Origin of the sequence: Microbacterium tenebrionis (assembly GCF_903645325.1) — a bacterium.
GTDB lineage: Bacteria > Actinomycetota > Actinomycetes > Actinomycetales > Microbacteriaceae > Microbacterium > Microbacterium tenebrionis.
Genome location: NZ_CAHJXQ010000002.1, coordinates 138,232 through 153,224, shown reverse-complemented (window position 1 = coordinate 153,224; position 14,993 = coordinate 138,232). Strand labels below are relative to the sequence as shown.

Below are 14,993 nucleotides of genomic sequence, written 5' to 3'. Positions count from 1 at the left end.
GCCTCACTGGGCGGCGAGGAGCTCGCGGAGAGCGGCATCCACCTGCGGGATGAAGGCGGGATTGATCGCGAACAGCCCGAGGTGCCCGGATACGTCGTCGATCACTCGCAGTTCGCTCCGCGGAATAAGCGCCTGCTCGGCCGCGCAGTCACGAACGGGGAAGAACATGTCCTCGCTGATCGGCATCACGAGCACCCTCGCCGTGATGCGAGCCAGCGCTGCCGCGAGGTCTCCGTCGGTGTGGCGGGAGACATCGCCGCGTTGCCACTTCCAGGCCATGGTGAGCAGCGCGTTGGGATCCATCGCGGTGAAGTACGGCTCGAGGAAGTCGCTCAGAAACGCGTCGCACGACGCGAACCCGAGGTCTGCCCATTTCTCCTGCTTCCAGAACTCCGTGGAGAATCCCATGGTCGCCCACAGGTGAGAATGACGTGCAAGACCGTCGTGCACATCGAGGTTCGATGCGTACTCGCCGCCGTTCCAGCCCGGATCCGACCAGATCTGCTCATTGAGCGTCTCGGTGAAGAGGAAGTCGTGAGGGGTGTTCTTCGCCGTTCCGGCGATCGGCGCCGCGCGGAGCACCTTGTCGGGAAAGCGTACCGCCCATTCGTAGGTCTGCTGCGCGCCCATCGATCCTCCGACGACCAGGGCCAGCCGCTCGATGCCGAAGTGCTCTCGCAGCAGTCGCTCCTGCGCGACCACGTCGTCACCGATGCGCACGTGGGGGAACCGTGACGCGGAGATCGATGCGTCCGCTGTGTTGTGCGGCGAGACGGACAGGCCGTTGCCGATCTGGTTCACGCACACGATGAAGTACTTCTCGGGGTCGAGCGCGTGCTCGGGGCCCACGTACGCGTCCGCCCAGATCTGATGAGTGCCGGAGTACCACGTCGTGATCAGGATCGCGTTGTCCCGCGCCTCGTTCAGCGTGCCCCAGGTGCGCACGGCCAGCGTGCAGTCGGGAATCACGCCACCTTCCTCGAGCGCGAGTTCGCCGATGGATATCAGCGTGAAGTCCTTGTGGACGTCAGCGGTGTAGTACGGGTTCTCAAGCATGGCGACACTCCTTCGTGATCGGGTCCGCACGATCCTCTCCGATCGACGGCACCCTCATCGTGTCGTGCCGCGCAAGCCCGCGGTACAGACAGGTGCGCGCGATGCGGGGTTGCGGCACCGACGATTGTCGGGGTCAGTCGGCGGGGACCGTCACCGCGTCGAGCACGGTCGAGCTCTGCACGCGCCACAGCAGGAAGCCGATGCCCATTCTCGTGCGGCCGAGTCCGGTCATCGGGTCGAAGCCCAGCGCGGCGGTGAGGGAATCCACCCGCGCGGCCATGGTACTCGGATGGATGCCGAGGACACGCGCTGCTTCACGCATCGTCGTCGTGCGGATGATCGCGTCCAGAGTCGACGCGCCCCAGCTGTGTGCGGTGACGCTCGTGATGCGATCGCGGTCCTCGTGCCCGCTCTGCTGCGCGAGATCGGCGAGCGTCACGGCGAGGCCTCCGAGATCATCCGCGTGGGATGCCTCCGCTGATCTGGCGTCGTGGAGTCGCACCGCCACCATGGCCGTGCGAAAGGACGTCGGCAGATCGCGCAGTGGTGTCGCGACTCCGATTCCCGCCGGTGTTCCCTCCGGACGGTCGCTCCCCCGGATGAGCGCCACGTGCAGCGGCCCGGATGCCGCCGGCACGACGTCTTCGGGTCCGCGCGGATGCGTCTTCCAGGTCGCGAACAGCGGAGCGAGGACGACACGGAACGTCTCCTCCGACGACAGCCGCAGCCGCGACGCCGCCTCGAGGCGGTCTGGTTCGGGAACAGTCGGATCGATGAGGAGCGCGAGATCCCGGCGGGGTGGTGTGCGGTCGGCATGATCTCGTCGCATCCGCACGGCGAGTGACAGCCGCTCGAGAAGCAGGTCATCGTTGAGGCGCACAGCATCCTCGTCGCCCTCGATCCACACCCGCACGCCATCGTCATCGTGCGCTCGTCTGACATGGGCCGTCTGATCAGCGACAAGCGCATCACCCGAGCGGGCGACGCGCATGAATCTGCCGGAGTATTCCGCGCCGGCCGTCGACCCCGAAAGGGCGGCGGCAGCCGCGACCAGCCCGTGGATCGACACTCCTCCGGCCATGAGCTCGTCGAAACAGGCGATGATCCGGATGCTCTCGCTGGCGTGCGGATCGAGCGAGTGGATGCGTCCGAGCAGCTCCTGCATCATGTCTCCTTCGCCAGGACTCCATTATGTCCCCGGGGCTGTCCGAGCGCGGCTGTCTCACGGCAGCAGAGTGCGCCGCACCCAGTCCGTGCGCGCACGGATCATCGCGCGCGCGATGGTCGTGTGCGGCGCGAAGATGTCGCAGGCGTGGAATGCGCCCGGCCAGACATGGAGCTCAGTCGGCACCCCTGCGTGCCAGAGGCGGGCGGCGAACTCGACCGATTCGTCACGGAAGATTTCCTCGGTGCCGACGTCGATGAAGGCGGACGGCAGTCCCGAGAGGTCCGTCGCCCGAGCGGGTGCCGCATACTCCGACACGTCGTCGGAGCCCACCGACTCGCCGAGCAGCGCGCGCCAACCGGTCTCGTTGCTGACGCGATCCCACACGCCGATGCCGTCGAACTCCGATGCCGAGGCTGTCACGCCTCGGTCGTCGAGCATGGGGTAGTCGAGCAGCATCCCGCACGCCTGCGGGCCGCCTCGGTCTCTGGCGAGGAGCGCGACGCCGGCGGCGAGCCCCGCACCGGCACTTGCTCCGGCGAGCAGGATGCGGTCCGGATCGATCTGCAAGGCGGCGGTCTCCTCGACGAGCCACACCAACGCGGCGTAACAGTCCTCGACGGGAATCGGATGCGGATGCGCCGGCGCAAGCCGGTATTCCACCGTCACGAGTCGCACGCCGAGTTCGGCGACGAGCGTGAGAGCGACGTCCATTCCGCTGAACCGATCGCCGAACATCATGCCTCCGGAGTGGAACGCGAGCAGTGCGGGAAGAGACCCGCCGGTGCCTTCAGGTGACACGATCGACGCGCTGAGGAGGGCACCCTGATATCCGGGGAACTCGATGTCATCGACCGTCACCGCGAGGCCCGCGAGAAGCTCGTCCCGCGGACCCGACGCATAGGAGCGGCGCATGAACGGTATGAGCTCCGGAGTGATCGTCGGCGGAAAGACTCCACCCACGATGGTCAGGGCCGCGCGCAGTTCCGGATCGATACGCGGATGCCGCATGATGTGCTCCTCATCGGGGTCTTCGCCGCTGTTTTCATGATCACATGCGCAGCACGTGCACGGAGTCACAATCCATGGACACGACGGTCCGGTGTCAACATCGCTTGACGATCCACCCGTCGTCAACGTACATTGACGTCCATGACCGCACACACCGCGCAGGCACTCGACCCGGACGGCGAGCCGATCGCCGAACTGCACCGGCTCGCCGGCATCCGTCTCGATATCACCCGCGCCGAAGAGGCGCAGGTGCGCCGCGCACGTCTGGCGGGATACTCCTGGCAGGCGATCGCCGGCGCCCTCGGCGTGACGAAACAGGCCGCGCACAGGAAGTACGGTCGTAGGTAAGCCCTTTTCTTCAGATCGAGGTCACGCATGTCTCGTACGGCGCCCACTCGCCGACGCGGACGCGGCGCGCCGCAGGACGGTCCGCGCGCCACCTTCCGCCAGCTCCTCCCCTTCCTGTTCGAGCACAAGCGCACGCTGATCGTCGTCGCCGTGCTCAGTGTCATCGGAGCGCTGACCTCGCTCGTCCAGCCGCTTCTCGTCGGCCAGGTCATCGGGTTCGTCCAGGACGGCAAGCCGCTCGGGATGCTCGTGTGGGCGCTCGTCGCATTCGTGATCATCTCGTCGGTGATCTCGGGTTACCAGCACTATCTGCTGCAGCGCACCGGCACGGCCGTGGTGCACTCCAGTCGCCGGAAGCTCATCGCCCGCATCCTGCACCTGCCGATCCGCGAGTTCGACGCCCGCCGCACCGGCGACCTCGTCTCGCGCGTCGGCACCGACACGACCCTCCTGTACGCCGTGCTGACGCAGGGTCTCGCGGATGCCGTCGGCAGCGTCCTGCTCTTCCTGGGCGCCCTGATCGCCATGCTGATCATCGATCCGCTCCTGCTACTGATCATCGTCGTCGTGGTCGGCGTCTCGCTCGCGGTCGTCGTGCTGCTCAGCGGCCGGATCCGCACAGCGTCGGCCGCGCAGCAGGTGAAGGTGGGCGAACTCGCATCGGCCGTGGAGCGCGCGGTGGGCTCGATCCGCACCGTGCGCGCATCCGGGGCGACCGAGCGCGAGACGGATGCCGTCAGCGGGCTCGCGGGCGAGGCGTACGGCATCGGCGTGCGGATCGCGAAGGTCTCCGCCCTCGTCGTGCCGATCGCTGGCGTGGCTCTCCAGTTGTCGTTGCTGGCCGTCCTCGGCGTCGGCGGCTTCCGCGTCGCGGCCGGGGCGATCAGCGTCGCATCGCTGGTGACATTCGTGATGTTCCTCTTCATGCTCATCATGCCGCTCGCGACGACGTTCGGAGCGATCACCTCGGTGAGCCAGGCGCTCGGTGCGCTCGGGCGGATCCAGGAGGTGCTGGACCTGCCGACGGAGGATCAGGAGGATGCGACGATCGCCGCATCCCTCTCGGACGACCGGTACGGCGATGCGGATGCCGCCGCCATCTCGTTCCGCGATGTGCGGTTCCGCTACCCCGACGCCGTGATCGCCGCCCGCGAGGCGGCCGCGAATGAGGCGCGCACCCTGCTCGTCGACGCGCACCTGGAGCGGGCGGACGACGACCGCGATCCGGTCGAGAACGCCGAGGTGCTGCGCGGGGTGTCCTTCGACGTTCCGCGCGGCGCCCGGGTGGCGCTGGTCGGTCCGAGCGGCGCGGGCAAGAGCACGATCCTGTCGCTCATCGAGCGCTTCTACGACCCCACGGGCGGCTCGATCCGGCTGCACGGACACGACATCCGCACGTATCCGCGCGCCGAGCTGCGCGCGAACTTCGGTTACGTCGAGCAGGATGCCCCGACGCTCGCCGGCACGCTCGCCGACAACCTGCGCCTCGCTTCCCCTGACGCCACGGATGCCGACTGCGAGCGCGTCCTGCGCGCCGTGAACCTCGGCGACGTGCTCGAACGCGGCCCGCTCGGTCTGCAGACTCCGGTCGGCGAGGACGGCGTGATGCTCTCGGGCGGCGAGCGCCAGCGTCTCGCGATCGCACGGGCGCTGCTGACTGAGGCGCCCATCCTGCTGCTGGACGAATCGACGTCATCTCTCGACGGCGTGAACGAGCAGCGCATGCGCGAGGCCATCGACGCGGTCTCGGCCGATCGGACACTCGTCGTGATCGCGCATCGGCTGTCGACCGTTGTCGACAGCGACGTGATCGTCGTGCTCCAGGACGGCGAGGTCGTCGGCACCGGCACGCACTCCGAGCTCGTCGAGCAGGTACCGCTGTACCGCGATCTCGCCAGGCATCAGCTCCTGGCGTAGCATCCACTCGCGTCGCGATATGCGGACGCTGTCCCGATCTGCAGACTGATTCCCCCGAAACGTCCGCAGATCGGGACAGGCCCGGTCGATCGGACGCGGAGCACCCGGCTGTGGTCGCGGCGGCAGGATGGCGGGACCACTCAGCCATGGGTTCGTCCCTGCCATCCCGCCGACGCGGGTCTTGTGCGGCTACTGCGCCTTCTCGAGGCGGTAGCGGAGCGAGGCGAGCTCGGTGCGCAGCGCAGCCGGCAGCGTCTCGCCGAAGGTGTCGTAGAACGCCTCGGTCGAGTCGGCCTCTGCCATCCACGCCTGAGCGTCGACGGAGAACAGCTCCTCGAGGTCCTCGGCCGGCACGTCGATGCCGTCGAGGTTCAGGTCCTCGACCAGCGGCAGGCGGCCGATCGGGGTGTCGACCGCTGCCACCTCGCCGCTGATGCGGCGGATGATCCAGTCGACCACGCGGGCGTTGTCGCCGAAGCCGGGCCACAGGAAGCGGCCGTCGGCGCCGCGGCGGAACCAGTTGACCTGGAAGATGCGCGGGGCCCGGTCGAAGCGCAGCTCGCGACCGACCTGGAGCCAGTGCGCGAAGTAGTCGCCCATGTTGTATCCGCAGAAGGGCAAGATCGCGAACGGGTCGCGGCGCGCTCGCCGAGCGTCCCCTCGGCGGCAGCGGTGCGCTCCGACGAGATCGTGGAGCCGAGGAAGACACCGTGCGTCCAGTCGGTCGCCTCGACCACGAGCGGCACGTTGGTGGCCCGGCGGCCGCCGAAGAGGATCACGTCGAGCGGGACGGCCTCTTCCCAGTCGTCCGAGATCTGCGGGCACTGCGCCGCCGCGACCGTGAACCGCGAGTTCGGGTGCGCCGCGGGACGGCCCGACTCGGGCGTCCAGTCGTTGCCCTGCCAGTCGATGAGGTTGGCCGGCGGTGTGTCGGTCAGCCCCTCCCACCAGACGTCGCCGTCGGGGCGGAGCGCGACGTTCGTGAAGATCGTGTTGCCCCAGAGGGTCTCGATCGCCGTCACGTTCGTCGACTCACCGGTACCGGGTGCGACGCCGAAGAAGCCGGCCTCAGGGTTGATGGCCCACATGCGGCCGTCCTCACCGGGGCGGATCCAGGCGATGTCGTCGCCGAGAGTCTCGACCTTCCAGCCCGGGATCGTCGGGCGCAGCATCGCGAGGTTCGTCTTGCCGCAGGCCGACGGGAACGCCGCGGCGACGTGGTACGCCTTGTCCTGGGGGTCGATGACGCGGATCAGCAGCATGTGCTCGGCCAGCCATCCCTCGTCGCGGGCGATCACCGACGCGATGCGCAGCGCGAAGCACTTCTTGGCGAGGATGGCGTTGCCGCCGTAACCCGATCCGTACGAGTAGACCTCGAGCGAGTCGGGGAAGTGGACGATGTACTTGTCGTCGTTGCACGGCCACTCGACATCCGCCTCGCCCGGTGCGAGCGGGGCGCCGACGGAGTGGACCGTCTTGACCCACGGCGCGCCCTCGGCGATCTGACGCGTGACCGCATCGCCGACGCGGGTCATGATGCCGATGGATGCCACGGCGTATGCGCTGTCGGTGACCTGGACGCCGATGTGCGACAACGGGCCGCCCACGGCCCCCATGGAGAACGGCACGACGTACATCGTCCGACCTCTCATCGAGCCCTCGAAGAGACCCGTCATCTTGACGCGCATGTCGGCGGGGTCTGCCCAGTTGTTCGTGGGGCCGGCATCCTTCTCGTGCTCGGAGGCGATGAACGTGCGCGCCTCGGTGCGGGCGACGTCGCTAGGGTGCGAGCGGGCGAGGTAGGAGCCGGGACGCCATTCGGGGTTGAGCTTGATGAGCTTGCCCTCGTCGACCAGCCCGCGCAGCAGCGCGTCGTTCTCGGCGGCCGAGCCGTCGACCCAGTGGACCGCTGCGGGCTGGGTGAGTTCGCGGATCTCCTCGACCCATGCCGTGAGCTCTGCCATGGCCGGCGTGTCATAAGTCGGAGCCGCGCCCAGGGTTCGCGCTGCGGAGACCGCGGGAACGCGAGGGGTGAAGGTCTCGACCATAGCCATGTCTGCTCCTTGATAGGGATCGTAGAGATCGGTTCTTGCATCTATTCTCCGAACCCAGGCGAGTGTTTTCGGCCACTTTCGATCTAAAGAACTGCGTTTCTTTCGCTATGCTCAAGGAATGAGCAGCTCCGGCATCCATCTCACCACCCTCGGTCATCGCATCCGGCACCACCGCCTCGCGCAGGGCTTCACCCTCGACGAACTCGGCGCGAAGGTCGGTGTCGCAGGCTCGCAGCTCAGCCTCATCGAGAACGGCAAGCGCGAGCCGAAGCTCTCTCTGCTGCAGGCCATCGCACAAGCCACCGGCACCGAGGTCGCCGACCTCATCTCGGGCGAGCCGCCGAACCGGCGGGCGGCGCTGGAGATCGAACTCGAGAAGGCGCAGGCGAGCCCCGTCTTCCGGCAACTCGGTGTCAGCCCGGTGCGCGTCTCGAAGGGGATGCCGGACGAGACGATCGAATCGATCCTCGGGCTGCACCGCGAGCTGCAGCGCCGCGAGCGCGAGGCGATCGCCACGCCCGAGGAGGCCCGCAGAGCCAACACCGAGCTGCGCCTGCGGATGCGCGCGCAGAACAACTACATCGGCGACATCGAGAAGCTCGCCGAGAAGCAGCTGAAGTCGGCCGGGCACGTCAGCGGCGCGCTCACCCACCGGACCGTGATCATCATGGCCGAGAAGCTCGGGTTCGAGCTCATCTACGTCAACGACCTGCCCCACTCGACGCGCTCGGTCACCGACCTCGAGAACAGCCGGATCTACCTGCCGCCGGCATCCATCCCCGGCGGTCACGGCCTGCGGTCCATGGCCCTGCAGGCGATGGCGCATCGCCTGCTCGGCCACACGCCGCCGACCGATTACGCCGACTTCCTGCAGCAGCGTCTCGAGATCAACTACTTCGCGGCCGCGTGCCTCATCCCCGAGACGGCGGGCATCGCGTTCCTGCAGCAGGCGAAGAAGGACCGCAACCTCGCGGTCGAGGACTTCCGCGACGCGTTCGGCGTCACGCACGAGGCCGCGGGCATGCGGATGACGAATCTCATGACCGAGCACCTCGGCATGAAGCTGCACTTCCTGCGCGTCGAGGGCAGCGGCGCGATCACGCGCGTGTACGAGAACGACGATCTGCCGCTGCCGATGGATGTCACCGGCGCCGTGGAAGGTCAGCCGGTGTGCCGCAAGTTCCAGGCACGGGCTGCGTTCGAGCAGCAGAACCGCACGACGGAGCGCTACCAGTACACCGACACCCCGTCGGGCACGTTCTGGTGCGCGACGCAGACGGGTTCGGGCAGCGACGGCGAGTACTCGGCCACGGTCGGCGTGCCCTTCGACGACGCACGGTGGTGGCGCGGACGGGAGACGTCGGACCGTGCGGTGTCGACGTGTCCCGACGAGGCGTGCTGCCGGCGACCCGACCCGCGCTTGGCGGATCGGTGGAACGGCCGCTCCTGGCCCAGCGCCCGCGTGCACACGCACATGTTCTCGCCGCTCCCCCGCGGCGCGTTCCCCGGCGTCGACGACAGCGAAGTGTACGCGTTCCTCGATCGGCACGCAGCGGAGTGATCTGCGGAGCACGCGATGCTGGATGCTTTCGGTCGGTTCCGAGCGCGTGAAACCGACGAAAAGCATCCAGCATCACCCCGTGATGAAGGCGGCGTAGCGGTCGAGCGCTGCGCCGATGTCGGCCGCGTCCGCGGCGCCTGGCGTCAGGAGCTCGGGGATGGGATCTTCGGCGTGCCGGCCGATCGCCGTCGACTGCCGCCAGGTACCGATCACGACGCCGTCGCGGACGATGATCGGGCGCACCATGCCGTTGTTGCCCGGCCCAACGGCGGCCAGGCGCTCGGGCGGGCACGCGACCGTGCGATCGGCGTACGAGATGTAGTACTCCTCGAATGAGGCGAGCGCGAGCACGGATGCCGCGCGCGGGCTGCGCCGCGGCCGGTTGCTCGCCGCGAAGAGCCCGTCGTCCACTTCGTGGATGCGCTCGTCATTCTGCGCCGCCGATGCCGCGGCGCGCGCCGCCGTGAGCGTGAGACCGGCCCACCATGCGAAGTCGGCGGCCGTCGCCGGACCGTGCCCGCCGATGTATCGCGCGAACATCTCGGCGGCGGGATCGACGGGCGATGCGGACTCGCCGATGTGCTCGTCGACGAGCACGAAGTACTGCTCGCGGCTCACTCCGCCCGGTCGCGCGACGGTCGGTCCCTGGCAGATGATGCCGCGCAGCGCTAGGGCTCCGATCGCGTGGGCGCCGCGCTGCCCGGCGGGGTCGATGCCGATGCCGACGAACAGGTCCAAGAGTTCTGCGCGTGTCAGGGCGTTGCCGCCTCGCAGCGCCGTCCGAACGACGTGCTCGACCCGCTTCAGCGCCTCGGCGTCGAGTCCGAGCTCGCGCAGCCGCGGCTCCTGCGCGCGCATCTGGCGTGCACCGGTCACCTGCAGCATCCACGCGAGGTCTTGTGCAGGGACGATGTGCAAGGTGCCGCGCTGCGTCCACGCGCGTACGAGGACACCGCGGTCGAACAGGCCGTCCACCGCGCTCACTGTCGGCGTGCCCGCGGTGCGGGAGGCCAGCGCCCAGCGACCGGCCCAGAACTCCTGCGCCTGCACGGCGAGCATGTGCTGCGCGGCATCCGCCACCGAGCGCGCAGGGGCCGACAGCCGGTGCGACCGCAGCCGCTCCTGACGCAGCATCTCCGGCCTCATGCCCCCATCTTGCCCTGCGCGTCGGACATCGCCGCTCGGCGGTATCGATCCGCGGGTTCACCGGGTACGTGGATGCCGACCTGACCGCCTGCGTCGACCGCTGACACGCGGCCTGCACGTCAGCCCTGCAGCGTCACCTCGCGGCGGGGCGGCAGCACGACGGGGTGGGAACCTGCCATGACCTCGAGCACGCGGATCACCTGGCACGAGTAGCCGTACTCGTTGTCGTACCAGACGTACAGCACGACGTCGCGGTCGTTCGCGATCGTCGCGAGCCCGTCGACGATGCCGGCGCGGTGCGAGCCGACGAAGTCCGTCGAGACGACCTCGGGGCTCTCGACGTAGTCGATCTGCTGGCGGAGCTTCGAGTGCAGCGAGACGCGGCGCAGATAGTCGTTGAGCTCGTCCCTGGTCGCCGGGTTCTCGAGGGTCAGGTGCAGGACGGCCAGCGACACGTCGGGGGTGGGCACGCGGATCGCCGAACCCGTCAGCTTGCCTTCGAGCTCGGGCAGTGCGCGGGCGACGGCCTTGGCCGCTCCGGTCTCGGTGATGACCATGTTCAGCACGGCCGACCGGCCGCGACGGTCGCCGGAGTGGAAGTTGTCGATCAGGTTCTGGTCGTTCGTGAACGAGTGCACGGTCTCGACGTGGCCGCGCACGATGCCGTACGCCTCGTCCATGGCCTTGAGCGCCGGCGTGATCGCGTTCGTCGTGCACGAGGCCGCCGACACGATGCGGTCGGAGTCCTCGATCGTGGCGTCGTTGATGCCGTGGACGATGTTCTTCAGCGCCCCCTTGCCGGGGGCCGTGAGCAGAACACGGGCCGCGCCCTTCGCCTCGAGGTGACGGCGCAGACCCGCCTCGTCGCGCCAGCGACCGGTGTTGTCGACGACGATGGCGTCGCGGATGCCGTACGCGGTGTAGTCGACGGATGCCGGGTCGTTCGAGTAGATGACCTGGATGCGGGTGCCGTTGGCGATGATCTGCTCGGCGTCCTCGTCCACGGTGACCGACCCCGCGAAGCTGCCGTGCACCGAGTCGCGCATGAGGAGCGAAGCACGCTTGACGAGGTCGTTCTCGGATCCGCGCCGGACGACGATGGCACGCAGGCGCAGTCCGCTGCCCCCGCTGTTGTGGGCGATGAGAATGCGGGCGAGCAGGCGTCCGATGCGCCCGAAGCCGTAGAGCACGACATCGGTGGGCTCGGCGGGCTCGGCGCCCATGGCAGGTGCGAGCGCCTCGCGCAGGTACTCGTCGAGCGGAGCATCCGTGTCGGAGAGCCCGGCGACGAGCCGCGCCACGTCGATCGACGATGCGCCGGGCGCGAGATCGCGGAGAGCCTCGAGAACGGCCAGGGTGTCTTCGAGAGCGAGCTCCTCGTGGCCGAGCTGGGCGACGCGCTCGTGCAACTCGATGATGCCCGTCGTCGAGAGCCCCAGCAGCCGGTGCCCGTGCAGCGACGTCACCACCTCATGATCGCGGCGGAGCGCGCCGATGAGCGGGACCATCCGCTCTGCGAGCTCTTCTGAGACCATCCAGTCATCACGGTGTGCCGCGAAGTCGTTCATCTGCGTCCTTGCAAGTTCTGAGCGCACCGAAGATCGTCCGGCGCGCGGGTTGCCGGGTGGAACATCGGGGGATGCTTCAAGAATAGTCCGCGACGGAGCCGTCCCTCACCGGGGCTAGCCTGGATGCATGGCGACGACCTTCACTGCCCGCGCTGCCCTGCTCGACATGGACGGCACGCTCGTCGACTCCACGGCCGTCGTCGAGCATCTGTGGCTGGAATGGGCGGAGCCGCACGGCCTGGACCGCGAGACGGTGCTGCGGACCGTGCACGGCCGCCAGGGGTGGCAGAGCATGGCGATCCTGCTGCCCGAGCGCGATCACGAGATCAACCTGATCGAGAATCAGCGGATGCTCGCACGCGAGAGCGCCGAGACCGACGGTGTCGTCGCGATCCGCGGCGCCGACGACCTGCTGCGCGCGCTGGACGGCCTCCCCCACGCCATCGTCACCTCGGCGAATGTCGCCCTCATGACCGCGCGCATGGGGGCCGCACGGCTGACCATCCCCGAACTCGCGGTCACCGCCGAGCGTGTGACGAACAGCAAGCCCGACCCGGAGGGGTTCCTGCTCGCGGCATCCCTGCTCGGCATCGCGCCCGCGGACTGCGTCGTGTTCGAGGACTCCGGCGCCGGCATCCGCGCCGGACTCGACGCCGGGATGACGGTCGTCGGCGTCGGCCCGCACGCGCCGTTCTTCGGTCCGGCGCATCACGTCGACGATCTCACGCAGGTCGAGATCGTGCCCGCGGCCGACGGGTTCGAGGTCAGGATCGGCTGAGCGCCCTGTCTGTTCAGCCCAGGGACGCGATCGCCTCGCGCAGGATGCCGTCCGCTGCGGCGAGCGCGTCGCGCGCACGGGACGCCTCGGCGCCCGTGATGGTCATGAGCAGCGCGAGCTTGACCGATCCGTCCGCAGCCCGCAGCGCCGCATCCGCCTCATCGACGCCGACGCCGGTCAGTTCCGCGACGGTGCGGATCGATCGTGCGTGCAGCTTCTCGTTCGTGGCGACGAGGTCGACCATCACCCCGCGATAGGTCTTGCCCAGTCGGATCATCGACAGCGTCGTCAGCATGTTGACGACGAGCTTCTGGGTCGTGCCCGACTTCAGCCTCGTGGACCCGGAGATGAACTCCGGACCCGTGACGATCTCGATGGGGATCTCCGCCACCGCACCGATGGCGGAGTCGCTGTTCGACGCGATCGCCACCGTGAGCGCCCCGATGCCGCGGGCGTACTCGAGTCCGCCGATCACGTACGGGGTCCGGCCGGATGCCGAGATGCCGACGACGGTGTCGCGCTCGGTCAGCCCGAGTTCGCGCAGCGACACGCCTGCGGCGTCGCGGTCGTCCTCCGCGTTCTCGACGGCGGATCGCACTGCTCTCTCCCCTCCCGCGATGAGCCCGATGACCATCGAGGGGTCCGTGCCGAACGTGGGAGGGCACTCGCTCGCGTCGAGCACGCCGATGCGTCCGGCCGTCCCGGCGCCGATGTAGATGAGCCGGCCGCCACGGCGGAAACACTCGGTGATCCCGTCGACGGCGCGAGCGATGTCCGCCGCGCGCTCGGCGACGGCCGCGGGCACCCGCTGGTCCTCGGCGTTCATGAGCCGGACGAGCTCGACGGTGCTCTGCAGGTCGAGATCACCGCGCTCCGTGGTCGCGGCCTCGGTGTCGAGCTGGGCGAGCTGTCCGATGAGGGCGGACAGGCGATCGGAGGAACGAGGGTCATCGGACACGGTGGACGAACCTTTCGTGAGGTGTGTCCGCGCGCAGCGCGAGCAGGGCAGCACCATCGAGGGCGTCCCCTCGGGCGGGCACCGGCGCGCGGCCGGCGTCGGTCAGGGAGCGCTCGAGCTCGGCGCGGAACCACAGATGCTCGGTGAGCCCGCCGTGCACGACTACGCCGGGGTGGTCGGATGCCGCGACGGCGGATGCCGTGAGCAGACGAACCGCCTCCGCGGCGATCTGTGCGGCGATCTGGTCGCCGTCGCGCGCGGCATCCAGGACGAGCGGGGCGATCCCGGCGAGCTGCCGCGCGACGGGGAGGAGGCCTGCGAGCCAGGCGACGGCATCCGGAGCGGGAGCGATGTGCGCGGCGATCGCGTCGGACAGCACGGTCGGCTGCCCGAGCCCGTCGCGGGCGCGCAGCGCGGCGCGCACGCCCTCCCGGCCGATCCACGACCCCCCGCCGAGGTCCCCGATGTCGGGGCCCCATCCGTCGATGAGCCGGGTTCCGGCGTCGGCGACGCCCAGCGCCGCAGCTCCTGTGCCGGCGATGAGCAGCGTGCCCTGCCCGCCGTCCAGCGCACCGGCGTGAGCCGTGACGACATCCGATGCGACGGCCACCTGTGCCCCGGTCGCCTCCGCGAGACGTCGCGCGAGGTCGTGCGCGGCATCCGGATCCGCCCAGGCGCCGGCCGCACCGACGGCGAGCACCTCGAACCGGCCCGCCTGCGCGGCGAGCGGCTCGATCGCGGCCCGTGCGGCATCGACACCGCCGGACGTTGCCAGCCCAGGGGCGCCCGGTCCGGTGCAAACGCGCCGGGCGCCGGCATCCATGATCGCGACCCGGCAACGGGTCTTGCCGAGATCCACGGCGACGGTGATGGGCATGGGGCGGCTCTCAGGACGGGGAGATGCGCCGATCAGCGACGCGCAATTGTAAAGAGTCTATGCATAATGCTGGGCTGCGCGCTCGTGCCGCGACGGCGGCGACCTCGTCCGCGGCCCGCAGGAACATCATGATCCAACTGAAGATGACGATCGCCGCGATGAGTTCGACCGCGTCATACCGAGCGCACCTCGGCGCCCTTGGCCTCCAGGAGCTCCACGGCGAGCGCGAGCGTGCGCCCGGAATCGGCCACGTCATCGACGAGCAGCACGCGGCGTCCGTCGAGGTAGGCCATGTCGAGCTCGGGCGGCAGCACCTCCGGAGCATCCAGCACAGTGCCGATCCCCGTGTAGAACTCGACGTTGATCGCGCCGCAGTTCTTCGCGCCGAGGCCGTAGGCGATCGCTCCGGCCGGGAGCAGCCCGCCGCGGGCGATCGCGACCACCACCTCCGGCTCGAAGCCGCTGTCGAGGATGCTGCGGGCGAGATCCCGCGTCGCCGATCCGAATCCGTCCCAGGTGAGGGTCTCGCGCACGTCAGCCGTCATGCGACCATT

The 14,993-nt window shown here is 69.2% G+C and carries 11 protein-coding genes and 2 pseudogenes; 4 read left to right on the top strand and 9 right to left on the bottom strand.

Going from position 1 to position 14,993, the window contains the following annotated elements; translation table 11 throughout:
* Positions 1–3 precede the first annotated feature (3 nt).
* From HWX58_RS04100 to HWX58_RS04090, 3 genes are all read right to left on the bottom strand, one after another.
* A complete protein-coding gene (locus HWX58_RS04100; RefSeq protein WP_175985773.1) occupies positions 4–1,056 on the bottom strand; it encodes an alpha/beta fold hydrolase in 1,053 nt (350 codons plus the stop codon).
* A gap of 133 nt (positions 1,057–1,189) precedes the next feature.
* Entirely contained in the window at positions 1,190–2,221 is a 1,032-nt protein-coding gene (locus HWX58_RS04095; RefSeq protein WP_217702944.1) for a CdaR family protein, read from the bottom strand.
* A gap of 57 nt (positions 2,222–2,278) precedes the next feature.
* Entirely contained in the window at positions 2,279–3,232 is a 954-nt protein-coding gene (locus HWX58_RS04090; protein WP_175985771.1) for an alpha/beta hydrolase, read from the bottom strand.
* Positions 3,233–3,373: 141 nt separating this feature from the next.
* On the opposite strand from HWX58_RS04090, the gene HWX58_RS04085 reads away from it, so the two are divergent.
* Positions 3,374–3,580, top strand: a complete 207-nt coding sequence (locus HWX58_RS04085) for an AsnC family protein (RefSeq protein ID WP_175985770.1) — start codon at positions 3,374–3,376, stop codon at positions 3,578–3,580.
* 27 nt (positions 3,581–3,607) lie between these two features.
* The gene (locus HWX58_RS04080) at positions 3,608–5,497 is read left to right on the top strand and encodes an ABC transporter ATP-binding protein (RefSeq protein ID WP_175985769.1); all 1,890 of its coding nucleotides are present in this window, start codon (positions 3,608–3,610) and stop codon (positions 5,495–5,497) included.
* 189 nt (positions 5,498–5,686) lie between these two features.
* Here the strand turns inward: HWX58_RS04080 and HWX58_RS04075 are convergent.
* Positions 5,687–7,461: pseudogene (locus HWX58_RS04075) on the bottom strand (phosphoenolpyruvate carboxykinase (GTP)).
* Between the two features lie 208 nt (positions 7,462–7,669).
* Here HWX58_RS04075 and HWX58_RS04070 point away from each other — a divergent pair.
* A complete protein-coding gene (locus HWX58_RS04070; RefSeq protein WP_175985768.1) occupies positions 7,670–9,112 on the top strand; it encodes a helix-turn-helix domain-containing protein in 1,443 nt (480 codons plus the stop codon).
* Between the two features lie 72 nt (positions 9,113–9,184).
* Here the strand turns inward: HWX58_RS04070 and HWX58_RS04065 are convergent, their stop codons facing one another.
* Both HWX58_RS04065 and HWX58_RS04060 read right to left on the bottom strand, forming a co-directional pair.
* Positions 9,185–10,258 (bottom strand): winged helix DNA-binding domain-containing protein, encoded by a 1,074-nt coding sequence (locus tag HWX58_RS04065; protein WP_175985767.1) that lies wholly within the window; start codon positions 10,256–10,258, stop codon positions 9,185–9,187.
* Positions 10,259–10,377: 119 nt separating this feature from the next.
* The gene (locus HWX58_RS04060; protein ID WP_175985766.1) at positions 10,378–11,826 is read right to left on the bottom strand and encodes a glyceraldehyde-3-phosphate dehydrogenase; all 1,449 of its coding nucleotides are present in this window, start codon (positions 11,824–11,826) and stop codon (positions 10,378–10,380) included.
* Between the two features lie 127 nt (positions 11,827–11,953).
* Here HWX58_RS04060 and HWX58_RS04055 point away from each other — a divergent pair, with 127 nt between their 5' ends.
* Positions 11,954–12,604 (top strand): HAD-IA family hydrolase, encoded by a 651-nt coding sequence (locus HWX58_RS04055; RefSeq protein WP_175985765.1) that lies wholly within the window; start codon positions 11,954–11,956, stop codon positions 12,602–12,604.
* A 13-nt stretch (positions 12,605–12,617) separates the two neighbouring features.
* Here HWX58_RS04055 and murQ read toward each other — a convergent pair whose 3' ends face one another.
* The 3 genes and pseudogenes from murQ to HWX58_RS04040 all read right to left on the bottom strand — a co-directional run.
* Positions 12,618–13,562 (bottom strand): N-acetylmuramic acid 6-phosphate etherase, encoded by a 945-nt coding sequence (gene murQ, locus HWX58_RS04050; RefSeq protein WP_250646085.1) that lies wholly within the window; start codon positions 13,560–13,562, stop codon positions 12,618–12,620.
* Complete coding sequence (locus tag HWX58_RS04045; RefSeq protein ID WP_175985763.1) at positions 13,552–14,439, bottom strand: N-acetylglucosamine kinase; 888 nt, start codon at positions 14,437–14,439, stop codon at positions 13,552–13,554. The genes murQ and HWX58_RS04045 overlap by 11 nt, the downstream gene beginning before the upstream one ends.
* A gap of 176 nt (positions 14,440–14,615) precedes the next feature.
* Positions 14,616–14,984: pseudogene (locus HWX58_RS04040) on the bottom strand (phosphoribosyltransferase); the annotation flags it as partial.
* Between the last annotated feature and the right edge of the window lie 9 nt (positions 14,985–14,993).